This is a genomic window from Mucilaginibacter sabulilitoris (genome assembly GCF_034262375.1).
GTDB lineage: Bacteria > Bacteroidota > Bacteroidia > Sphingobacteriales > Sphingobacteriaceae > Mucilaginibacter > Mucilaginibacter sabulilitoris.
The window spans coordinates 3594898-3616069 of sequence record NZ_CP139558.1 but is presented as its reverse complement, the minus strand read 5'-3'; the positions used below and the strand labels follow the sequence as shown (position 1 = coordinate 3616069).

At 41.7% G+C, this 21172-nt stretch carries 22 protein-coding genes; 8 read left to right on the top strand and 14 right to left on the bottom strand.

The window, feature by feature from the left end:
• Positions 1–301: 301 nt before the first annotated feature.
• Together msrA (SNE25_RS15860) and SNE25_RS15855 are read right to left on the bottom strand one after the other, a co-directional pair.
• Positions 302–793: a peptide-methionine (S)-S-oxide reductase MsrA gene (gene msrA, locus SNE25_RS15860; RefSeq protein ID WP_321566083.1), complete on the bottom strand. Its 492-nt coding sequence runs from the start codon at positions 791–793 to the stop codon at positions 302–304.
• 151 nt (positions 794–944) lie between these two features.
• Positions 945–2417 (bottom strand): aminotransferase-like domain-containing protein, encoded by a 1473-nt coding sequence (locus tag SNE25_RS15855; protein ID WP_321566082.1) that lies wholly within the window; start codon positions 2415–2417, stop codon positions 945–947.
• Positions 2418–2618: 201 nt separating this feature from the next.
• Here SNE25_RS15855 and SNE25_RS15850 point away from each other — a divergent pair, with 201 nt between their 5' ends.
• Positions 2619–3266 (top strand): FMN-dependent NADH-azoreductase, encoded by a 648-nt coding sequence (locus SNE25_RS15850; RefSeq protein ID WP_321566081.1) that lies wholly within the window; start codon positions 2619–2621, stop codon positions 3264–3266.
• 134 nt (positions 3267–3400) lie between these two features.
• Here SNE25_RS15850 and SNE25_RS15845 read toward each other — a convergent pair whose 3' ends face one another.
• The 3 genes from SNE25_RS15845 to SNE25_RS15835 form a co-directional block, all read right to left on the bottom strand.
• Positions 3401–3982, bottom strand: a complete 582-nt coding sequence (locus tag SNE25_RS15845) for a TMEM175 family protein (protein ID WP_321566080.1) — start codon at positions 3980–3982, stop codon at positions 3401–3403.
• A 127-nt stretch (positions 3983–4109) separates the two neighbouring features.
• Entirely contained in the window at positions 4110–4541 is a 432-nt protein-coding gene (locus SNE25_RS15840; RefSeq protein WP_321566079.1) for a GNAT family N-acetyltransferase, read from the bottom strand.
• Between the two features lie 31 nt (positions 4542–4572).
• On the bottom strand, positions 4573–5016 hold the full coding sequence (locus SNE25_RS15835; protein WP_321566078.1) for a hypothetical protein: 444 nt from the start codon (positions 5014–5016) through the stop codon (positions 4573–4575).
• 416 nt (positions 5017–5432) lie between these two features.
• Here SNE25_RS15835 and SNE25_RS15830 point away from each other — a divergent pair, with 416 nt between their 5' ends.
• The 3 genes from SNE25_RS15830 (at position 5433) to SNE25_RS15820 (ending at position 7949) form a co-directional block, all read left to right on the top strand.
• Positions 5433–6362: a DedA family protein/thiosulfate sulfurtransferase GlpE gene (locus SNE25_RS15830; protein ID WP_321566077.1), complete on the top strand. Its 930-nt coding sequence runs from the start codon at positions 5433–5435 to the stop codon at positions 6360–6362.
• A 115-nt stretch (positions 6363–6477) separates the two neighbouring features.
• Entirely contained in the window at positions 6478–6786 is a 309-nt protein-coding gene (locus tag SNE25_RS15825; protein WP_321566076.1) for a GNAT family N-acetyltransferase, read from the top strand.
• A 302-nt stretch (positions 6787–7088) separates the two neighbouring features.
• Positions 7089–7949 (top strand): sigma-70 family RNA polymerase sigma factor, encoded by an 861-nt coding sequence (locus SNE25_RS15820; protein WP_321566075.1) that lies wholly within the window; start codon positions 7089–7091, stop codon positions 7947–7949.
• A 608-nt stretch (positions 7950–8557) separates the two neighbouring features.
• Here SNE25_RS15820 and SNE25_RS15815 read toward each other — a convergent pair.
• From SNE25_RS15815 to SNE25_RS15780, 8 genes are all read right to left on the bottom strand, one after another.
• Positions 8558–9427 (bottom strand): helix-turn-helix domain-containing protein, encoded by an 870-nt coding sequence (locus tag SNE25_RS15815; RefSeq protein ID WP_321566074.1) that lies wholly within the window; start codon positions 9425–9427, stop codon positions 8558–8560.
• A gap of 509 nt (positions 9428–9936) precedes the next feature.
• The gene (locus SNE25_RS15810; protein WP_321566073.1) at positions 9937–10452 is read right to left on the bottom strand and encodes an OsmC family protein; all 516 of its coding nucleotides are present in this window, start codon (positions 10450–10452) and stop codon (positions 9937–9939) included.
• Positions 10453–10521: 69 nt separating this feature from the next.
• A complete protein-coding gene (locus tag SNE25_RS15805; protein ID WP_321566072.1) occupies positions 10522–11436 on the bottom strand; it encodes an NADP-dependent oxidoreductase in 915 nt (304 codons plus the stop codon).
• A gap of 210 nt (positions 11437–11646) precedes the next feature.
• Positions 11647–12189 carry a carboxymuconolactone decarboxylase family protein gene (locus tag SNE25_RS15800; protein ID WP_321566071.1) on the bottom strand — a complete coding sequence of 181 codons (543 nt, stop codon included), beginning with the start codon at positions 12187–12189 and terminating at the stop codon, positions 11647–11649.
• Between the two features lie 67 nt (positions 12190–12256).
• Complete coding sequence (locus SNE25_RS15795) at positions 12257–12802, bottom strand: carboxymuconolactone decarboxylase family protein (protein WP_321566070.1); 546 nt, start codon at positions 12800–12802, stop codon at positions 12257–12259.
• A gap of 34 nt (positions 12803–12836) precedes the next feature.
• Positions 12837–13454, bottom strand: a complete 618-nt coding sequence (locus SNE25_RS15790; RefSeq protein ID WP_321566069.1) for a nitroreductase family protein — start codon at positions 13452–13454, stop codon at positions 12837–12839.
• A gap of 202 nt (positions 13455–13656) precedes the next feature.
• On the bottom strand, positions 13657–14010 hold the full coding sequence (locus SNE25_RS15785; protein WP_321566068.1) for a SnoaL-like domain-containing protein: 354 nt from the start codon (positions 14008–14010) through the stop codon (positions 13657–13659).
• 103 nt (positions 14011–14113) lie between these two features.
• Complete coding sequence (locus SNE25_RS15780) at positions 14114–14701, bottom strand: Crp/Fnr family transcriptional regulator (protein ID WP_321566067.1); 588 nt, start codon at positions 14699–14701, stop codon at positions 14114–14116.
• A gap of 249 nt (positions 14702–14950) precedes the next feature.
• On the opposite strand from SNE25_RS15780, the gene pdxR reads away from it, so the two are divergent.
• A complete protein-coding gene (gene pdxR, locus SNE25_RS15775; protein WP_321566066.1) occupies positions 14951–16477 on the top strand; it encodes a MocR-like pyridoxine biosynthesis transcription factor PdxR in 1527 nt (508 codons plus the stop codon).
• Between the two features lie 154 nt (positions 16478–16631).
• On the opposite strand, the gene msrA (SNE25_RS15770) is transcribed toward pdxR, so the two are convergent.
• Positions 16632–17135 (bottom strand): peptide-methionine (S)-S-oxide reductase MsrA, encoded by a 504-nt coding sequence (gene msrA / locus SNE25_RS15770; protein ID WP_321566065.1) that lies wholly within the window; start codon positions 17133–17135, stop codon positions 16632–16634.
• Between the two features lie 523 nt (positions 17136–17658).
• Between msrA (SNE25_RS15770) and SNE25_RS15765 the strand changes: the two genes are divergently transcribed.
• The 3 genes from SNE25_RS15765 (at position 17659) to SNE25_RS15755 (ending at position 21004) form a co-directional block, all read left to right on the top strand.
• Positions 17659–19593, top strand: coding sequence for a sigma 54-interacting transcriptional regulator (locus SNE25_RS15765; protein WP_321566064.1), 1935 nt, complete (start codon positions 17659–17661; stop codon positions 19591–19593).
• A gap of 387 nt (positions 19594–19980) precedes the next feature.
• The gene (locus SNE25_RS15760; protein ID WP_321566063.1) at positions 19981–20595 is read left to right on the top strand and encodes a Crp/Fnr family transcriptional regulator; all 615 of its coding nucleotides are present in this window, start codon (positions 19981–19983) and stop codon (positions 20593–20595) included.
• Positions 20596–20632: 37 nt separating this feature from the next.
• The gene (locus tag SNE25_RS15755) at positions 20633–21004 is read left to right on the top strand and encodes a hypothetical protein (protein ID WP_321566062.1); all 372 of its coding nucleotides are present in this window, start codon (positions 20633–20635) and stop codon (positions 21002–21004) included.
• Positions 21005–21172 lie beyond the last annotated feature (168 nt).

Sequence of the window (21172 nt, the reverse complement as noted above, 5' to 3'; positions counted from 1 at the left end):
TCCTTGTTTGTGCTGATGAATTACACTCATAAATCATCAAAACAGATAGTAAAAATGCTATGCTGGTATTTTCTCCACTTGGGCGTTAGACCAAGGATATGCTGATTTTGGAAGAAAGCTCATTGGAGAGAAGCCATCTGGAGCCAGAGAATACAGGCCTTGATAAGTATTTCTTTCCGACGTTGTTACAGCAATAACTACGTAGCTAAATTTAGCCCGACAAGAAAAACCCCATTGAACAGCATATTAATGCATTCAATGGGGCATTCGAAAACTAAACCCAATAAATCTCAAATAACAATTACTTCAATGTCCATTCAGGTCTCTCGTAATGGCAAGTATAGCCGTAAGGGTGTTTTTGTAGATAGTTTTGATGCTCTTCCTCAGCGTTCCAAAAATCTGAAGCAGGAACCACCTCAGTTACTATTTTGCCTGGCCATTTACCCGACGCTTCCATCTCCGATATCAAATCTTTCGCAATAGTTTCCTGAGTTTCATCCAAGAAGAAAATTGCCGAACGATATGAGGTACCAATGTCATTTCCTTGGCGGTTGCGCGTAGTCGGGTTGTGAATTTGGAAAAAATATTCGAGCAGTTCTCTATAAGATAATCGCTCAGAGTCAAACGTAATTTCAATTCCTTCGGCATGTGTGCCGTGATTCCGGTAGGTCGCATTAGGGGTGTCACCGCCGGTGTAACCAACAACAGTTGAAATTACACCCGGTTGCGTTCTAATCAAATCCTCTACGCCCCAAAAACAACCACCGGCCAAAATGGCTTTTTCAATCTTCATATAGCTTTTTTTATAAATTTAAAACATGGAAGACTAAATACCAAAGTATAGTATTTTAATTGACCATTATATGATTTGGACAACACTTTCCCCATGTTAATCAAACTTAACAACCTAAATGAGCATACGAAAAATTAGCGTAAACCGACATTCATCTTCCAAAAGATACTTTTTTAAGCACATCGACAGCAAATCCTATTTCTTGTTCATTTACGGACGCAAATCCGAAACGGATGGCATCGTATGTTAAACCATTACCTTTAAGATAAGGCCTTGCCGTAAGTTGCAATCCTAAAGCAGCGGCTTTATTAATAACACCGGCAAGCTGATAATTCTCATTGAACTTTAGCCAAAGCGCCATACCACCTTGCGGTTTCATAAATTCTACCAAATGGCTCAGTTCGCTTTCTATGAGATTTGAAGCATAGTTGCATCTGGAACTATACAGCTTGTTCGCTTTCATGATAAACCTCGAAAATTCACCGCTCTGCATAAGTGATGCTATAGTATCTTCCATCAACGCGTCGCCCTTTAAATCAATTAACATTTTTAATTTAAAAGCGCTACGCAAAAAATCAGGTGTTGATATCATGTAACCAAGCCTGAAATTTGAACCCAGCACTTTAGTAAGCGAGCCTATATAAATCACATTGCCTTCGTGGGCACCACTTGCCAGGGGTAGATATGGGCTATATTGATATTGAAAATCGTAATCATAATCATCCTCAATAACAGTTAGTCGGTTAATTCTAATAAGCTCGAGGAGTTTAGTGCGACGTGCAGAGCTTAACGTAACGGTTGTCGGATGATGGTGATGTGGGATAATGTACAACAGTTTTATATCGTTGTTTTCTAACGCATCCGCTATAGCCTCCACATCAGCACCTTCGCTATCTACCGGAATAGTTACTAGTTGCGCACCGAGCTGTCTGAAGATCGCATCAGCAAAAAAATAGCTCGGGTTGGTTACTAGAACCTTATCTCCGGGTTTTATTAATAATGAAGCAGCCGTGTAGATGGCCATTTGAGCGCCCCGGGTAACCATCAGATTTTCTGGTTCAATGTTTAGACCACGGGTATCATTCAGAAATAATGATAAAGCCTCCTTAAAAACTTGATTACCGGTATTATTCCAGCTTATGGAGGCTTTTGTTAAGTTTTGATGAGTAAGGAGCCTTTTGTATTCGGCCGAAACCTTTTCAACCGGGAATATATTAACATCAGGGAAACCATCATTTATAATAACCTTAAAATCAGAGGTTATTTGAGTTAACGACGGCACATGGTCCAATTTATCAAATACAAATGTCGATTTAGTCTTATAACTTGATTTAGCTTTATTAGCATATGCCCGTGGTTTTATAATAGTTAGAAGAGTTGACACTTTATATTCTTTCCTTTCTCTACCGATTATCCAATCTTCCGTTATCAGATCGTTGTATGCCGCCATTATAGTTTTACGATGCAAACCGAGCTCCGCCGCCAACAAGCGGGTACTAGGTAATTGCATATCGGGCATCAATATTCCTTTTTGAATTAACAGAACAAGCTGCGAAGCAATCTGCCTGTATACCGCTTCAGGACTCTTTTTGTCGATGTTTAACAAAGTTTTAAAAGGAAGCATAATAGACCAAGTAAGTTATACCACAAAACATCAAACTGCCCTGGTCACTCTGACTATCAAAAGTTGGTACCCAAAGCTATGAGCAGTCGTATTTAATTTTGCATTGCACAAATATATTACAATCACCATCATATGATAACTAATCATACGATACAATATATATAGCAAGGGCCGGCCTTTGTTTGAATTAAACAGAAGAAAATGAAAAATTTATTGATTATTAACGCGAGTCCCAGAGGCGAACGTTCAGTCACCAGAGATCTTACAAAACTGTTTGCCACCAAGTGGATGGAAGCTAATCCTGATTACACGATCCACCATCGCGAGGTTGGCCGGGAACCCATACCGCATGTATCCGAGCTTTGGATTTCAGCCACATTTAAACCTGCTGAGTTGAGAACTGAAGAAGAAATCGACATATTGAAAATCAGCGATATGTACATTGCCGAGATTAAAGCCGCCGACGTGATTGTTTTAGGAACTCCCATGTATAATTGGTCCATCCCGAGTGTATTAAAAGCTTATTTAGACCAGGTGATAAGAGCTAATGAAACCGTAAAAATGCGACCTGATGATCCGAAAAACCCATATAGGGGCCTATTAAAGGATAAAAAAGTTTACCTGCTATTTAGCAGAGGAAACGCGGGTTACGAAAGAGACGAATATTACGCACACATGAATTTTCAGACTGAGTACCTCAAAACGGTTTTTAAAATCATGGGCCTTACAGATATCCAGGAGATCGCATTAAATGGAAGCGCATTTGACCAGGAGGTATATGAACAATCTAAAAAAGATGTTTATTCTAAAATAGCCGAAATGGCTTCGAATGATAAGATCATAGCTTAATAAGATCTGGTGCAAAAGGAAACGGTACAGATTCTAAAATCTGTACCGTTATGAGTAGCTTAGCTACATCTTTTTTATTTTGCATTTAACATCGTCATTTTGACCGCGACAAGAGCCCATAATGCGCCGCATTCTTATCTTTTTATAACTTTTTTTTCTATACGCCTGTCCGGGATAAACCAAATACAGGCAACCACGGCATATAATACACATGCCAGGACAGGCAACCAAAATGCTGTCGCTATCGCGATAACATAAATTATGCTGGAAAACTTTCCTTTCTGATCATAGCCAAGCGCTTGCGCTAATTCGGAGTCTTCACCACCATTCCTTGCTAAAATGCCCGCCAGTATACGATAAGCCACGCCGCACATAAATAGTAAAAATCCATAAACGGCTACCGGCGCTTTCGCAAATTGATTTGCGGCCATCCATTCCGTACCGAAAGGAATAAGTGACAGCCAGAATAGCAAAAACATATTAGCCCATAATGCACTACCGTTAATGGAATTAACCACATAGAGCATGTGATGATGATTATTCCAAAAAATAGCCACATAAACAAAACTCAATATGTAACTCAGGAAAAATGGAGCAAGCGGAATAAGAGAGTTCAAGTCATGCCCGTGTTCAGGTACTTTAAACTCCAATACCATGATCGTAATAATGATCGCTATAACCCCATCGCTGAAGGCTTCCAGACGTCCTCTTTTCATTTGGTTAGAATTTTATGTGCTGAGGTAACCAAAAATGGTTGCAAATAGCAAGTTCGTAATTTAATAAATATGATCTCAAGGTGACTAACCCCTTATCCATACTTTCCGGCGTTGATATTGTTTTAAATTAGTTGATGGCTTTGGCAAAATGGTTACAAGCAAGATAGTAGCCCTTATTCAGATATAATCTGTGCGCGGGGTGCAGGGTATAACCACTATCCAAATGAACGCTTTTCATTCCTTCATCCGTAGCTTGACGAGTGACATAATCTAACAAAGCACCAGCAAGCCCCTGTTTTCTGCACTCAGCAAAAGTAAACAGGTCATCAACATAAATTATAGGTCCGGTACGAAGCATATTCAACTTTCGGTAACCTATAAACGCACCGGCTCTGGTATTCTCCGCGTTCGGCAAAAAGACCAGTTCATATCCTTCCTCAGTAATCATTTTAAAAACCTGATCTACTACCGTTTCTGGATGGACTTCCGGTCGAAATTCAAGGATCGCGTCTTTACAAAATTCAATATCAGCTTTAGTGACCGCTTTTCTACATTCCATAATCATTCTTTATATATATTGTTAAATCCAGTTACAAAGGCCTTTTTTTGACATAGTTATCGATACTCCACTTGTAATGATCGAGCCCTGACAGTACCATTCCAGCTCCTGTAAAAACAAAAACCGGATAATCGAACGGAGCGCTAATCTTTAGAAATATTCCCATGCAAAGGCCGAGGCTAAGTGTGAGGAGAGCGGTGCCTAAACTAGCTTCTTTAATTCTGAAGCCTACAATTAACATTATTGCAAATACGAATTCCGCGAGAGTGGAAAAACCACCCATAATATTGGCCATGGGTCTACTTGCAAAAGGTATGAGCGTATTTGTATAGTCAACAAAATGTTTCCAGTCGCCCCATGAAGGTCCTGAACCGGGAGGCCCCAATAAACCTAACCTGTCCATTACTGGTATTAAAAAACCAGCTCCAATAGCTAATCGTAATAACAGCTGGCCTACTTCCGCGATTCTCTTCATTTGATTTTAAGTTTAAAATCAAATGTAACGCCCGTTATTTAAAGTCTTAGGTACCAGCTATTGCCTATTAAATGGACCAGCATAAAAGCTAAGTTTTAAATAAAATCAATGAAAATAACAATGGACGGTTTTGAGAAAAATAGTATCAGTAACGACAGGATCAAGCTTGGGGTGTCTCAGGGTACAGACATATTGATCTGATTCAACGATATGAAAAAAAGAAATGTTTAAAGCAAGCGGGGCGCGCTCATTTGGAAAGGAAATTTAATGCAGAGAGTTAATTTGCTACCCGACAATCTCGTTTTTATAAATATCGTGTCGACATTGTGTAAGACTTTGGTAAACAAGTAACAGACACGTTAAATTGAGATTTTGGTTTACCGATATTTGCTTCATCTTTGTGGAGGGAGGAATTTATGAGTTGGTTAATTCATTTGTTAGAAATTTACGGTCTTTGGGTAGTGTTCATCATTATGCTTTTGCAAAGTATTGGACTACCACTTCCTGCCTATCCGTTTTTATTGGTTGCTGCTGCCTTGATGCCACCTACCATTTACGATGCCACATTTCTTATATTGATTGGCTCGGCCGGAACCTTGATCGGTGATTTTGTGTTATTCGCCGCAGGCCGGCATTATGGCACCAGTATTTTAGGACGGATATGTAAGATATCCATCTCACCAGATACCTGCGTTAACAAAACCGGCAATTTGTTTGGTAGGTATGGCGCCTCTTCGCTTACCTTTGTCAAATTTATACCCGGCCTTTCGACATTAGCGCCCGTTATTGCAGGTGCATATGCCATGCCTGTAACCATCTTCAGTATATTTTCAAGCCTCGCAGCCTTAATTTATCTCGGTCTAGCAGTTACCTTGGGTGTTATCTTTCGAAATGCGATCGGCGACGTGATTTCCACATTGCAGGAATTCGGCAGGCTTGGAGGACTTGTTGTTATTGCTCTCTTAGCCTTTTATCTTTTTTTGAAATGGGTTCAGCGTTACCGCCTACTTAAACGGTTCCAGATGGATAGAGTTACTGTGGAGGATCTTAATGCTTTAATGGTAACAGAACCACAAACAATTATTCTTGATGCCCGGCCCGATGATCAACGTTCTATTGATGGCTACATCCCTGGTTCAATCCCGATTGACGAAAATAACCTTGACCACATTGTAAATCTTTACTCGAAGTATAATGAGGTGGTTATATATTGTTCATGTCCGAATGAAATTACTGCAGCCAAGTTTGCTCAAAGACTACGGCAAGCGGGGTTTAAACGCATCCGTCCTTTGCTTGGCGGTTTGGATGCATGGGCTAAATCAGGTAATCAAATTGAGTTCGTATAGTAAACCGTAAAAAATATGACCATTGAAATTAAAGAAATCAAAGACGTAAAAAAAGGAGGATATACTTTCAATTTATAAAGCAAATCACTGGTCATCCGCTGAAAAACCGGATTTATTGTACAAGGCCTTAATTGATTCGCACTCATTTATAACCGCTTGGCATAATGACCGTCTAGTGGGATTAGGAAATGCCTTATCAGATGGTCACTTGGTAGTTTATTATCCGCACTTAATTGTTCACCCTGACTATCAGTGCAACGGCATAGGGAAAATGATTTTGGATAAGTTTCAAGAAAAGTATGGAAATTTTCATCAGCAAATGCTCGTCGCAGATGGAAAAGCTATAGAGTTTTATGCCAAATGTGGTTTTGAACAAGCCGGCCAAACAAAGTCAATGTGGATTTATAAAGGAAATGATCATTAAGATTCGAACGGATTAATTAAACAAACTTTTGAATAGCATTACTTACCCCTCGATTTAAGGTGCCAGTCATATATTTTTAGAGGAACCCTTAATCACAAAAGGATGATGGGTTGTCTATCTTCTGACATCCAGTCAACACTATTTTTTGCTTCTGTGCTTATATTTGTGTGTTAAAGATTTTTGCAAATCCTTTCTTCCGCAAGCATCAGCAACTTCGCTGCCCTCTCATAGAGAATATTTCTGCTTAACGCGCATCTTAAGGCATCGGATCTTTAGCATTCACTTTTTAAATATTTTAATAAATGAGGCAACTTAAAATAAGTGAGTCGATCACGAATCGTGAGACGGCGTCGTTGAATCAATATTTGTCGGACATTGCAAAGATTCCAATGATTACGCCACAGGAAGAGGTGATCCTGACTCAAAAAATCAGGGAGGGCGACCAGGCAGCACTGGAAAGATTGACTACCGCAAATTTGCGTTTTGTAGTTTCCGTGGCCAAACAGTACCAAAGTTCGGGTCTTACACTCGGCGATCTAATTAACGAGGGCAACCTTGGCCTGGTTAAGGCGGCAAAACGTTTTGATGAAACCAAGGGTTTTAAATTTATTTCCTACGCTGTATGGTGGATCCGTCAATCTATACTTTCTGCGATTGGCGAACAGTCGCGTATGGTTCGTTTGCCGTTGAATCAGGTGGGTGATCTATCGAAGATCGCAAAAGCCGCTTCGAAGTTGGAACAGGTGTACGAACGGCAACCGACACCGGAGGAGTTAGCTGATGACTTAGATACAGCCGTTGAAAAGGTAACAAATTCGCTTTCGCATTCGGGCCGTCACCTTTCTTATGATTCACCGTTTTCAAGTGAAGAAGACAATACTTTGCTAGACGTATTGCAAAGCAGTGAACCGGAGACTGATGTGGACATGATGAAAGAATCTTTACGTATCGAAATTAGAAATAGCATGCGAACCCTACCCGATAAAGATAAGGACATTGTGGAACTATTTTTTGGACTTGGCAGTGGGCAGGCGTTAAGCCTGGAAGAAATCGGGGAGAAGTATCATCTTACGCGTGAACGGGTAAAACAAATCAAGGATAAAGCCTTAGCAAGGCTCCGTGAGAATTCACGATCTCGCATATTGAAATCCTATTTGGGTTAAAGCCGGATGAACTAGTCGGATAAAGCGTTAAAATCGAGCTTTATCCGATTTCTTTTATTGACAATTTTAATGTTGCAGCTATTGGACAGCTTTTGTATTACTCTTTAAAGAGACGTTCTACCAATGGCATAAACTGCTCAGGAAAATACGCGCGCCCACATTCAGGAAAAGCAGCATCAACCCTAGCCCTCTCCTCACAGGAAGTTTTAAACCTTTCGCCGAGATCGACTTTGCTCATGCCGAGCCCGGGCATGGCCTTCTGTGCAGAAAATTTCTCCTACAGCGTCTATTAATTTTCTTTTGGTGAGGGCGCTATCTTTCATATCGTGGAAGGTATTTAGGCACTCTTTGCGTCAACGTTACACAAAACGGAATCGATCACTCAAAGTGCGAACAGTTTATCCCATACAACAAGGACATAAATTACTTTTCGGGAAGAAAAGATTATGTGTTTCAATAAAAAAGACATTCACTGGAATGCGCGTGCCTTTTAGGTATAAAATGCTTACGAGAGTGATTTTAAAGTTCTCAGCTTTAGACAAGTTATACGATCGAAAGTCCTTTTTACCATCTTCTGCCTTATCAACAAATATTAAGTCATTAATAGCCTAATCGATATCATCCCTGAATGATTTCCGATAAACGTCGGGAGGAACGGTCGTGCGTATCTTAAAGAAACGGCTGAAATAAGCTACGTCATGAAACCCGAGTTCAAGCGCAATTTGTTTTATTGGCTTGTCACTTAAATATAATTCATGCTTAGCTTGTGTTATTATCCGCTCCGAAATCATATCGCCAACAGTTTTTTCCAGGTGCTGTTTCGACATACGGTTCAGTGTTTTCACAGTAACGTTCAACAATTTTGCATAATTTGCAGGCCGATGCTTATGATGAAAGTGTTCCTCCACTGCATTGATCAGTTCCCGGATATTGTAATGGATCTCCGAGAGTGTCTCCGACGGTATTGTTCCTCTTTCCATCTTTATCCGCGAAGCATAGATCATGAATATTTTCACCCATGAAATTGCTATGTCGTACCGACCGAGACGGTCGTCCGTGAGCTCTAAAAGAAGATGGTCCAGGGGAAACAGGAGTTGCTCCATTTCCTCTTTACTGATTTTTATTAATGGAATTTCGCCGATACTCTTAAAAAGCACTTGTTTGCTTGTCAATTCCATGTCGTATTTATGGTTCCAAAAAAAATCCGGATGGAACTGTATTAATGTCCCGTCAACCGGTCCATCTGTCTCAATTTGAAAAGGCTGGTAAATCGGAAATCTAATTAAACAATTTTCAGAGAAATCATATTTCGCTCGGTTAAAGGTTAATTGGCCTTTACCTTCTCTGATCAGGATCACTTTATAACAGTTAAAGCTTTTTATGCTTTTAAAATACGCATCATCGTTAAATCGTATCAGTCTAAACGCTAAGATGTTTGTTTGAGGGTTTACAAGTTCTATTTTCAATTGATTATTCATGATCCAACAATTTTATGTTAATGCTTTAAACTTGATAATAACTTGAATACTAATAACACAAAAAATTCGAAGACGTATGAAAGGCGCATCTAACAATCGCGTACGCCCACTCCGTGTTGTATACCATATTCGCAACTGCTGAAAATATGCGGTTCGGAAAGGGCGTCAGTCCTTTCCGGATTATTTAAAGGGATTTAGGTCATTAGCAGAGATGCAGTAGAAAATGGGTTTGAATAAATACCTTCAGATAAATTATTCTGTAACTCCCACCATACAGTCTAGTATACGCATAATAAATGGGATTGTATTACCAGTTTTTGACCCCTTTCGGAAATCCGAAAGATCATTTACACCACCAATATTGGAAAAAGATGAAGTGTATAGGGCAAAAATTGCTGTACATACTCCATCACTCGTTGACTTTCTTTGAACTTAGATACAGATTTGAAAAACAATAGCTATATCAGTTTATAAAACTTATTTTACAGCCACTTTCAAAGGGTTGGCTTTCAAAGTTGCAAAGCGTAATTTTTAGTTACATGAGTAGATTCTTCGTCTGATGGTGGATAATTGCCAGTACCGGCGGGTACCGCAGCATCGTCGGATAGATGGGTGTCTATTTTAATATCACCTTGTAACAACTTGGCAACCGGACAATTCCTTGCTATCCAGAGCAGTCTTTCCTTCTGCTCGTCGGTCACCGACTGGCCGAAGGAAATTGTTCGAAAGATCGACGTCTCGAAAGGTTCCGTTCTTTGCAACAGATTTACCGAACAATGTATGTCCGTGATATCCCATGCTTTTCGCTTGATGTACATGCGTAATGTTGTCAACGTACAACCTACCAATCCCGAAAGTACAGTTGTAAACGGATCCGGGCCGATATCTTTACCGCCGTTGAATGACGGCTCGTCCAGCACAAGCTGTCCGGCCCTCCAGTTGATCGTAACCTCTTGGCGATCTTTCACCAGGTCACCGGTAATGTCTTTTGCGAAGAGCCGCACGGTTTCCTTTTTGCGTATCACTATATTGATTTTGGAATGATTAATTAAATTACAGCAAGGCCGCGGAAGTTCGGCCTCTCTGGTTATTTACTAGCGAATGCGGATTATCGCCTTACCTTTGACCCGATCGGTCGAGTTGTAAGTGGCTACGGCCTCATCGAGCGTAACAATCTTACCGATGTTCGTCTTGAGACTTCCTTCCCTGAACCTCCGGGCTATCTCAGTCAATTGAGCGGGAATAGCTTCGACAACAAAGTCAATGGTTAAACCATCAGCCGGCCGGGCATCGCTAGCGCCCGTAACAGTCACCATAATTCCCCCCTTGCGAATCAACGCCGCAGATCTTTTCGCAATATCACCACCGAGACCATCGAAAACAAGGTCGACCTGGCCAATGTCCTCTAAGACATCATTATCAAGGTCAACAAACTCATTAGCGCCATAATCGAGAGCCGCCTGGCGTCCGGTACCACGTCCGGTGCCGATTACGTACGCTCCGGCTTCAAGAGCGAGTTGAACAGCCATCGACCCAACGATACCTGCCGCACCATGTATCAAAACCCGCTGCCCAGCCTGAAGTCGGCCGTGATCGAAAAGTCCCTGCCATGCAGTCAAGCCAGGCATCACAAGCGCAGCTCCCTCAGTAAAATCAACATCGCCAGGTAGCGGCGCAAGGTTTCTCGCTTCAATGGCCACGTACTCTGCAAGCGAGCCATTCCGATACCAATCCTGAAGGCCAAATACCCTTTGTCCAACCGAAAATCCTGTCGTACCGTAGCCTATCGCGGTAACTACTCCGGCCAGTTCGTGGCCAGGGACCGACGGCGTCCGATCGCGACCGGCGCGATCTGTCCAGGTTGACGGCCATGACAGCTCATCTCCAGTAATACTGCCGGCATAAACTTGAACAATGACGTCGTTTATCGCTACTTCCGGTTCGGGCAATTCTACTAATTTCATCCCGGCTAATCCGGCATTCTGATCTTTAACAACTATCGCTTTCATAATACACCTCCTTTTTTGATCAACGGTACACACCAGCTTAACATCGTGATGTTACCGGATACTAAAATTTTCATTTTTTATTAGAATTAACATTGATAATTAAACTATCCGTAAAAAAGACCTCTCCAACATAACAGGACGCTTTCAATCTTGTTTTCAGCATGTTAGCATCCAAAAACCCTCAAAGATAGTCGATGTGACGAATAGTGGTCAGATCGAGCCAGCCGGCGCAACGGCCGGATAATCCTTAACCGGATCGATCACATTATTGAAAAAATTCGTCAGCGAGTATACCGCCACCAAGGTGACGATCTCTATGACGTTCGCATCTGTGTAACCGGCCTCGCGGACAGCTTCCACGTCAGCATCACTGACCTGGCCTCGGGCCTCGATGATTTTGCGGGCAAACTGGACAGCAGCATCCCGTTTCGGGTCGCTGGCGTGGCCCTTCCGAGCCAGAACAATTTCTTCCACCGGCAACTTAGCTTTATTGGCCGCATAACTGTGAACCGCAAGGCAGTAGTTGCAGCCGTTCACCTCAGACACGGCCAGGCTGATGAGTTCGCGCGTCTTCAGATCAAGCGTCCTATTCAAAGAGTTACGCATCGTGGCCCACGCATTGAAGGCAATCGGGCTCCGAGCGAACGTTGCCAGCATATTTGGGGTGAATCCGAGGTTCTTGGCAAACGCATCGAGAGTAGGTTTCGAATCGACCGGCACCTCTTCCGGTTCTAAAGCTTGAATTCTTGGCATTGTTATCCTTTTCTTTATTAATTGTTCTATGTTTTGATGTGTTAGTCAACAAATCGCCACCGAGCAATCAGATCGAACCAGCCGGCTTAACCTCTGGAAAATCCTTCTTAGGATCGAACACGTTGTTGAAAAAGTTCGTAAGAGAGTACATCGCCACGAGCGCGATGATCTCCATAACGTTTGCATCCGTGTAGCCAGCATCGCGAACGGAACTCACATCGGCGTCACTAACGTTGCCGCGTGTCTCCATGACTTTGCGAGCAAACTGCACGGCGGCATCCCGCTTCGCGTCGGTGGCATGACCCTTCCGGGCCAGAATAATTTCGTCCGCAGGCAACTTGGCCATATGCTCCGCGGTGAAGCTGTGAACTGTAAGGCAGTAGTTGCAGCCGTTCACTTCGGAAACAGTAAGGCCGATGCTATCACGTGTCTTCACGTCGAGCGCCTTACTGAGAGATCCGAACAGTGTGGCCCAAGCGTTGAACGCAATCGGACTCTGTGCGAAGGTTGCCATCATATTTGGAGTAAACCCGATATTTTTCGTAAACGCATCGAGCGTCGGTTTCGATTCGGCCGGTACTTCTTCCGGATTTAAAGCTTTAGTTCTTGGCATTATAGTTTCTTTAATTTACTGTCCTGATAAATATTTATACAAATTCCAACACCTCAGCGATCGGACGGCGCGGTTTTTGTGCCCAGTTACCGGAACGTTCTTTACCAACGGACAACAGTAGTACCGGTATTTCATTTTCAGCAAGTCCGAACTCACGGCTCACATCTTCGGCATCAAAACCGATCATCGGTGTAGAGCCCAGGTCTAGCGAGCGCGCCGCATACATTATCGCTGCAGCGCCGAAGCTAGCGGTGCGCACCGCCTCATCGCGCTGACGTTGCGGGAATTCTTTATATAGGTCGCGTGCGGGAATTTCCCAATCCGGCACCATTGAAGCCGGCATAACACCCGCTGCTACCAGTGGTGCCAGACGTTCCGGTATCACGCTGGAATCAGCTAATTGCCCGACCATAATAAAGGTAACTGCGGCCTCGGTAATTGCGGGTTGATGCCATGCGATCGGGCTCAATTTCGCTTTGGCCTCAGGCGTACGCACAGCGATAAAACGCCAGTTCTGCAAGTGGAAGGACGTCGGCGCAGTAGTGCCAATTCGTACCAGATCGCTTATTTGGTCGTCGCTCAGGGTAGCGGTGGAATCGTAGTACTTGGCGGCGCTACGGCTCAAAATAGTGTCGATGACAACGTTGGTCATAATTTTAATATTTTAAAGTTTGCAAATTTTTTTGATGGTCCGATAAAACTATAGCATAATTTGGACACCATAGTGGGCCAAATTCAAAATACACAGGGGTCCAGTTAGGATTCAAAAGCTTTTTGACATTTCTCTTAAAAAAGGCGGGGAGCACGGTACCCAAGTGTCTTCTTTTCGTCTACAAATCTCATGTCTCGCCGGTTTAAGCTTTAAAATATTGCTCTTCTACAACTTGTCCGTTTTGCCATAAGGTTCGAAGTATTTCGTGCCATAAGATTTTGCTCCCATCTTTCATATCGAAGTCAAAAGTGAATTCAGCGAAAGAAACATCTCCATTCACTGAAGCGTTATGCAGGGTGATACCATTTACTTTGGCTATAGCACCTGCAAAACCTCCCATTTTAGTTAGCATTTCTGATTTCCCGTTCGTTACTGTGCCATCAAAATCGATGGTTTTGGCATTCGGAGCGAAAAACTTTTCGGTTGCTTCTACAATTTGCCCTTTTTTAACCATCTCGTTTTTAGCCGAGAAGATTTCATTTAATGAATGTTCCATTTTTTTATCTGTTTCAAATTATCTGTCAACGTTGACAAAACAAAACTCCAATAATTCAAAAGCAATAAAAATGTGGTAAGTCAAGAAAAAAGGTTGATGTAGTTCAACTTTTTCCCCGGATTCTCTTGTTTCTGATTCTTGAGAGGAATTCAGTTGACATTCCGAGATAGGAAGCTAATGCGTATTGAGGTACACGTTGGACAAAGTTCGGGAAGTTCAATAAAAAGTTTTCGTAGCGCGCTTCCGCATCGTGTAATAGGTTAAAAAGGATTCTTCGGTGTTCAAAAGCAAGGCCCTTTTCAGCCATTATTCTAAAAAAGGTTTCGAAGTTATGGTTGTTTTTTTTTAGTTCTTGCTCGTTATTGTATTCAATTTGTAAAATGGTACTGTCTTCTAGTGCAACGATGAAAAGGGTCGCAGGATGCTGATAGATATAGCTATTAAAATCCGATACCCACCAATTTTCTATTGCAAATTGAAAGGTGTGATCTTGCCCCTCATCCGTAACGGCATAAGCTCTGAAAGCACCTTTTATCACAAACGCCCTATACTTATTGGTAAAACCAGGCTGCACAATGAATTGTCTCTTTTTTACTTTGACTTCTTTGAAGCAAGACACAAATTGTTCTGCTTCATTATCATCTAATGACACAAATTTTTTTACGTAATCTAAAAGTTGTTTTTTACTCATTTTTCAATTTGTATATGCCGTTGGTGTTTCAGCATTAAAGGTGACACCGGTATTCTGAATTAGTATCGACAGATTTTCCGGTGAGCCCAGTCACTACGGACATCCGTGCAACTCAAGATAGTCTCGATGACGGCTTAGTCATATATTTTTATTTAAAGTTATACAATAAACTTTTTAACGATACGATAAAGTTATGGTAAAATTTGGATACATTAGTGGTTCAAATTTTAAGAAGACAGGGGGCCAGTTATGATCCAAAAACTAATTGACATATCTTTTATAAAAGGTGGGGATAATCGTCCTTTATATCAGCAATTAGAGTCGGAGATTATACGGCTAATTTGTCGCGGGATCTTGAAACCAGGGCAGGCACTTCCGTCTTCAAGAGAACTGGCGCGATGCCTTCAGCTCAATCGTAAAACGGTGGTGGCAACCTACGACGAGCTGAATGCCCAAGGCTGGGTCGAAAGCCGGGACAGAAGCGGCGTTTATGTTTCCGGCCACCTGCCTGATACATCGGATCGCGCAATTGACGACAATGGCGAAAAATGGGCGCGAAGCCTCCAACCGGGCTATCCATTGATCATAAAATCAGCTTCGGATAAACCGATCGCTACAAATCCAAACATCGATGACGATACCCCGGGAACTGCGGCGCCATTATACAGAATCGATGACGGTTTTCCTGATCCCAGAATAGCGCCCATTGAGCAGATCGTGCGGGAATTCAGAAGATTTGGAAAAGGTCACTTAACAAATCGTTTTTTAATGTACGGCCCCGAGAAGGGTTCCTATCGGCTCCGTGTTGAACTCGCTAAATTTTTAAACCGGACCCGGGGCCTGCAGATCACTGAAAAAGAGATACTCATCACTAAAGGAACGCAGATGGCCATCTATCTGACAGCGCAGCTGCTTATCCGACCTGGAGACACGGTATTTGTACCAGAACCCGGCTATAGGGATGCGAATCAAACCTTTATTCTTGCAGGGGCTAATCTTGCATTCATTCCTGTAGATAAAGAAGGTATGGATGTAGAAAGGATTGAACAACTCTGTAAGAAGAAAGCCCCCAGAATGATCTATATTATCCCGCATCACCACCGGCCCACTACAGTTACCCTAAGTGCGGACCGGCGCATGCGATTAATGGACCTGGCTGCCAAATACGGATTTGCTTTGCTGGAAGATGATTACGATTTTGATTATCACTTTACAAGCGATCCTCTTTTTCCCTTGGCGTGTTTAGATACGGGCGGACACGTTATTTATGCAGGTTCCTTTTGTAAAAGCATCGCACCCGGTATCCGGATCGGATTTATGGTGGCACCAGAAGCTGTAATAAACGAAGCCGCGACAATCCGTAGGTTAATAGACCGGCAGGGTGAACGGCTAATGGAAGAGTCGATTGCCGAACTTTTGAGCACGGGTGAAATTTCCCGGCATCTCAAAAAGTCGCATAAGGTTTACCAAGGCCGGTTGGATAATGCATGCCGGTTGCTTAAGGATCAATTGGGAGAATATTTAACATTTGAGCGGCCGAACGGAGGTTTGGCCATCTGGGCATCCTACAGAAAAGGTATAAACGCCAGAGAAGTTGCCGTAAATGCAGGCAAGCTGGGATTAAACATCAGCGACGGCAGTAATTATTTCTTTCAGTCTAACACCTCGATGCCATATGACTTTGTGCGGATAGGTTTCTGTTCATTGGACGAAACAGAAATGGCTGAAGCTATTAATATATGGAAGCAGGCCCTAACTCCATTCGCTCTAAAATAACAGGTAACAATTCACTTTTGCTTCAGCAGGATATCAATCAATACGAATCGACACGGTTTAAAGATCGCACGGCACCGCATAGATTGCGGCGCTGTCACATACCTGCCGGTCGGGAAATAATGGTCAGACGTAACACCATCGTTAACATCCGAATTCATATCGTTCTATTGGGAACAAAAAACTTTTTCATGTAGAGATGGCAATAAGGCACGGCATGTTTTTTATCATAGTAGTTCTGATGATAGTCTTCGGCTTTCCAGAATTTAGTAGCCATTGTTATCTCTGTAGCAACGGGATAACTCATATTTTTTAATGCGGATACTAATTTTTCCGCGATCTCTTTCTGGTTCTCATCCAGATAAAAAATCGCTGACCTATATTGATTTCCGATATCCGGACCCTGTCCGTCTTTTTGGCCCTGGTCATGAGTCTCAAAAAAAAGCATTCCCAGTTCTTCGTAAGATATAATTGACGGGTCAAAAGTTACTTCGACTGCCTCGGCATGACCGGTCCGTCCTGTAGACACTTCCTGGTAGGTGGGATCATCTTTGTTTCCACCAGTATAACCGACAATGGTTGAAATAACCCCTCGCGCCTTCTTAAGGTAGTATTGGGTTCCCCAAAAGCAGCCTGACGCGAATATTGCTTTGCTTTCCATTTCTTCTTCTTTTAATACTATAAGATTTCGTATCGGATTTTGGCCGTTGCTTTAGCATTTTAATGTTGATCATTGTAATCTTCCGTAGCCAACCGCGTTACAATTCAAATAACTACACCTAAAACCGAACCTGATTTTTAAACCACTGACAATAAGGGTTATGTTGGTTTTATAAAATTGCGATTTCGCCATATTTAGTGAAATAGCGAAAATCGGTATAACAAATATCATTTTCCGCTTTTTGCTAGATCAGTGATAACAATAAGCTGCTCAAGCAAACTACAAAATCAAATAAACGGTCAATATGACCCGGCCTCACAATCAATTCCACATAGAGAAGCAAGCACAAAGGGCTAGTTTCCGAATTTTGACCGTAATACCACCGGTAAAAGCCGAGCATGGGAAAGACTTGACCAATCTGGAGTTTGGTCAATAAAACACGCGTTTTAACGCATCTGGCTGATCTTTTAGGTTTAGAGAAATATATTTACATATTATTTCAACTATCTTAAATTGCATAAAGATGAGCACTAAAGTATTGATTGTGGAGGACGAGACGATGGTTGCTTACGACATGGAGATAATGTTGAAAAAGGCGGGCTACGCTGTTTGCGGGATTGCCGATACCGTATTAGATGCCCTAGAATTAATTGAACATTATAAACCTGATATCGTATTTATCGACATCTATTTAAAATCTGATGAAAACGGTGTTGATCTAGGTAAGCGATTGAAAAACCTCAATATCGCTTTTATTTATCTTTCCGCTAACTATCAAGACAATATCATGGAATGGGTCAAAGCTACCCAACCGTATGGTTTCCTAATTAAGCCATTTCGAGAAAGCGAAATGCTAGTCATGTTAGACATCGCACTTTATCGTCATCAAAACAGTTTAGAGGCGCAACTCCGACATGAACTGATTTTAGAAGAATCGTTTAAATCTATCGCCGGGCAGGAGACGGATTGGAAGGAAAAACTCTTTGGTATTGTAAAAAGCCTTCAACCATATTTGCCGTTTGATTATTTAGTTATTTCTGAAACAGTTAGAGGATCGCGCCACGACAGAATCTTCCTGCGACGAAAAAACTATGATTCATACATAATCAGCTCGTATGCGGAGTTCCTTGAACTTTCAGGTTTAAATCAAACCGACGTCGATAGTTCAAGCGATAGCAATACTTTTATTAAGCCCGGATATTTTAACGAGAGAGATTTCCAGGATTTATGTGGCAGCTGTGCTATAAGACGAGCGCTCGCTATTTGTTTTCATTTACGATCAATGCTTCATTTGCCTGTTCTTAGTTCCACCGGGCAGGTCATTAACATCTCATTTTATAGCAGTGGGTCTGACGCATATGATGTGGGACATTTAAAATTGATGAATAGGCTTAACCCTACGCTTACGCTCGCCATCGAAGTGGTGTTACCGTTGCAAGCCTTTAATAATACTGAGAATGAATTTTCTGGCAGCGACCTTAACGGCGGAAAAGGTAAACCAGCGATATTTAAAAACATTATTGGTGATTGTAATCAACTCCTTACTATTCTCGATCATGTCAGTATCGCTGCTCCCATCGACACTTCAATATTAATTCTTGGAGAAAGCGGAACAGGTAAAGAACAAATCGCGAAATCTATTCATGAGCTATCTCCGAGGAAAAACAATTCGCTCGTCATTATCAATTGCGCCTCACTACCTATAAATCTTATTGAATCAGAGCTTTTCGGACATGAAAAAGGTTCATTCACCGGGGCAATCGAAAAGCGGATCGGTAAATTTGAATTAGCCAATAAGGGTACTATTTTTCTTGACGAAATTGGCGAGCTGCCTATAGAAGTGCAGGGCAAATTATTGCGAGTGCTGCAGGAACAAGAAATCGAACGAATTGGCGGAAGCAAAACTATACGTATAAATGTTCGGGTGATTGCGGCCACCAACCGGAATCTTGAAACTGAAATCAGAGAAGGACGGTTCCGACTGGATCTTTATTATCGTCTTTCCGTATTTCCGATCAGGATGCCTGCTTTACGTGAAAGAAAATCCGATATCCCTAAGCTCGTCACCTACTTTTGTAAGAAGTTCTCCCGAAAATTTGGCAAAACCGTCTCGGGCGTATCGACCCAGGTTATGAATAGTTTGCAATCCCACCCGTGGCCCGGTAATATTCGTGAATTGGAAAATTTCGTTGAAAGAGGCGTCTTATTATCTAAAGACAACTTCATAAGTGAATTTGACCATTTTTCGTTCGAACCCGGCTTTCCTCTTACCGACAAGGCGGAGCAAACCGTACCGCTTGCGAAAATTATCGATAAAAATTTGAAAGAACATATTTTGTCTGTGCTAAAACAATGCGACGGTAAAATCAGCGGAGCCGGTGGCGCAGCTGAGCATTTAGGAATACCTGCTACAACCTTACATTCGAAAATCAAAAGGCTTGGTCTAAAGAAATGGTAATAGATGCCTCCTGTCTTTTTATTTTCTACTTTACGGTAAGCTACCTCGCATATATTTTTATTTAGAAGGTTCCTATAGTTTCGTAACTAATTTCGCCAAATCCCGAGATTTCGAATCCCCCCCTTTCACAATCACTAAATTATGATAAGTAAACAATTGCACATATTGGCATATTCATAGCATGTAGTTACCTGCCATAAGTTAACGATTTAGAAAGAAGTAATTTATTTAAAAACAATCGCTACACTACCCCTTGTAGCCTCTCACATTATTTTTGACAGTCGGCAATGGTTTACAGATGTCGTTAGGATCTTAAAAAAAGCTCAGGAAAGCATCGCAAGATTTCTAATACGACTTTGATAGCACTTTGCATTGGATTTAACAACTATGAAATCGGACATTTTTATGATTAGTATTTTTAAGAAGTATCTACAGGATCGTCTTTGTGTAACTGATGATGCGTGGGAGTTTATTGCGCCACTTCTCAAAACCCGCTCATTTCATAAAAGCGACATGATATTAACGGCAGGTGAGAATTGGCAAGTTCATGCATTCATTTTAGAAGGCTGCGTTAGCACTTTTAAAGTAAACGAAACCGATCATAAAGAAATCATTTCCTTTGATTGTGAAACGGCATGGATCGGCGACGGCGAGGCCCTGGCTTCGGGATTGCCCTCCCGCTTCAATATAGAAGCAATTGAAGATACACATCTCCTTTTAATCGAAAATACCGATTTTGATTTGATCCGAAACAACGTGAAAGCTTTTCATAACTATGTCGATTCGGTCCGATATGGCAAGTTTATCAACTCGAACAAAAAGATCCATGCGGCTTTTGCCCGTACGGCTATCGGACGATACAGAAATTTCCTGAATCAATATCCAAAACTGGTGTTACGCTTACCGGAGAATTTAATCGCATCTTATTTAAGTATTAATACAGAAACACTGAATTCTGTACGGCGCGAATTTTCGAAAGGAAAAAGAAAACCCTTATTATAAATTATAAAAATCGAAGGATATAATAAAACAAGAAACCATGAAAGATGCAACGGGTCTAAAAATTTCAATGTTGTTCGACCACGAACAATACCCGATGATCGGTCCATTTTTAAAATGCGTTCCAGGAACGAAAGAAATCTATAGTGAGCCTGGCTTAGTAGCCTGTAAGTGGCAAAATATTTTGCTCGAAGCTCATGGACCCGGAGCACATCCACATAATTTTATCTTTAAAAATAACGAGGTGGTGATTCGTTTTGAAGAGGATGACCTATCTGCAGCAATTGTAACGACGAAAAAAGCTGGTTTTAAAGCAATCAGTAATGTTATAGTGGAAAACGATTACTATTCATTTGCTTATATTAAATTCGGTGAAATGATTATAGGCCCCTATCACTACGACACCGATTAAAGCTATTTGAAATCGACCGTCGTTATTTCACTTCAAACTTCGTTAATTAACTAAATAACGTGAAGCATGCAGCTCGAGCGCGATTGATAAAAATAAAAATCCGCGGAAATCTCTTAATAAAACGCGTATAGCTTCGTCTGACGGGTTCACGCATGGATTTTGTAGTAT

What these genes read in the sequence shown, in the direction of transcription:
- SNE25_RS15855 (WP_321566082.1), bottom strand. Translation starts at nt 2,417, where the DNA reads ATGCTTCCTTTTAAAACTTTGTTAAACATCGACAAAAAGAGTCCTGAA.
- SNE25_RS15785 (WP_321566068.1), bottom strand. Translation starts at nt 14,010, where the DNA reads ATGGAACATTCATTAAATGAAATCTTCTCGGCTAAAAACGAGATGGTT.
- SNE25_RS15760 (WP_321566063.1), top strand. Translation starts at nt 19,981, where the DNA reads ATGAAATCGGACATTTTTATGATTAGTATTTTTAAGAAGTATCTACAG.
- SNE25_RS15830 (WP_321566077.1), top strand. Translation starts at nt 5,433, where the DNA reads ATGAGTTGGTTAATTCATTTGTTAGAAATTTACGGTCTTTGGGTAGTG.
- SNE25_RS15820 (WP_321566075.1), top strand. Translation starts at nt 7,089, where the DNA reads ATGAGGCAACTTAAAATAAGTGAGTCGATCACGAATCGTGAGACGGCG.
- SNE25_RS15815 (WP_321566074.1), bottom strand. Translation starts at nt 9,427, where the DNA reads ATGAATAATCAATTGAAAATAGAACTTGTAAACCCTCAAACAAACATC.
- SNE25_RS15805 (WP_321566072.1), bottom strand. Translation starts at nt 11,436, where the DNA reads ATGAAAGCGATAGTTGTTAAAGATCAGAATGCCGGATTAGCCGGGATG.
- msrA (WP_321566065.1), bottom strand. Translation starts at nt 17,135, where the DNA reads ATGGAAAGCAAAGCAATATTCGCGTCAGGCTGCTTTTGGGGAACCCAA.
- SNE25_RS15845 (WP_321566080.1), bottom strand. Translation starts at nt 3,982, where the DNA reads ATGAAAAGAGGACGTCTGGAAGCCTTCAGCGATGGGGTTATAGCGATC.
- SNE25_RS15780 (WP_321566067.1), bottom strand. Translation starts at nt 14,701, where the DNA reads ATGAGTAAAAAACAACTTTTAGATTACGTAAAAAAATTTGTGTCATTA.
- SNE25_RS15765 (WP_321566064.1), top strand. Translation starts at nt 17,659, where the DNA reads ATGAGCACTAAAGTATTGATTGTGGAGGACGAGACGATGGTTGCTTAC.
- SNE25_RS15850 (WP_321566081.1), top strand. Translation starts at nt 2,619, where the DNA reads ATGAAAAATTTATTGATTATTAACGCGAGTCCCAGAGGCGAACGTTCA.
- SNE25_RS15835 (WP_321566078.1), bottom strand. Translation starts at nt 5,016, where the DNA reads ATGAAGAGAATCGCGGAAGTAGGCCAGCTGTTATTACGATTAGCTATT.
- msrA (WP_321566083.1), bottom strand. Translation starts at nt 793, where the DNA reads ATGAAGATTGAAAAAGCCATTTTGGCCGGTGGTTGTTTTTGGGGCGTA.
- SNE25_RS15840 (WP_321566079.1), bottom strand. Translation starts at nt 4,541, where the DNA reads ATGGAATGTAGAAAAGCGGTCACTAAAGCTGATATTGAATTTTGTAAA.
- SNE25_RS15790 (WP_321566069.1), bottom strand. Translation starts at nt 13,454, where the DNA reads ATGACCAACGTTGTCATCGACACTATTTTGAGCCGTAGCGCCGCCAAG.
- SNE25_RS15755 (WP_321566062.1), top strand. Translation starts at nt 20,633, where the DNA reads ATGAAAGATGCAACGGGTCTAAAAATTTCAATGTTGTTCGACCACGAA.
- SNE25_RS15795 (WP_321566070.1), bottom strand. Translation starts at nt 12,802, where the DNA reads ATGCCAAGAACTAAAGCTTTAAATCCGGAAGAAGTACCGGCCGAATCG.
- SNE25_RS15800 (WP_321566071.1), bottom strand. Translation starts at nt 12,189, where the DNA reads ATGCCAAGAATTCAAGCTTTAGAACCGGAAGAGGTGCCGGTCGATTCG.
- pdxR (WP_321566066.1), top strand. Translation starts at nt 14,951, where the DNA reads ATGATCCAAAAACTAATTGACATATCTTTTATAAAAGGTGGGGATAAT.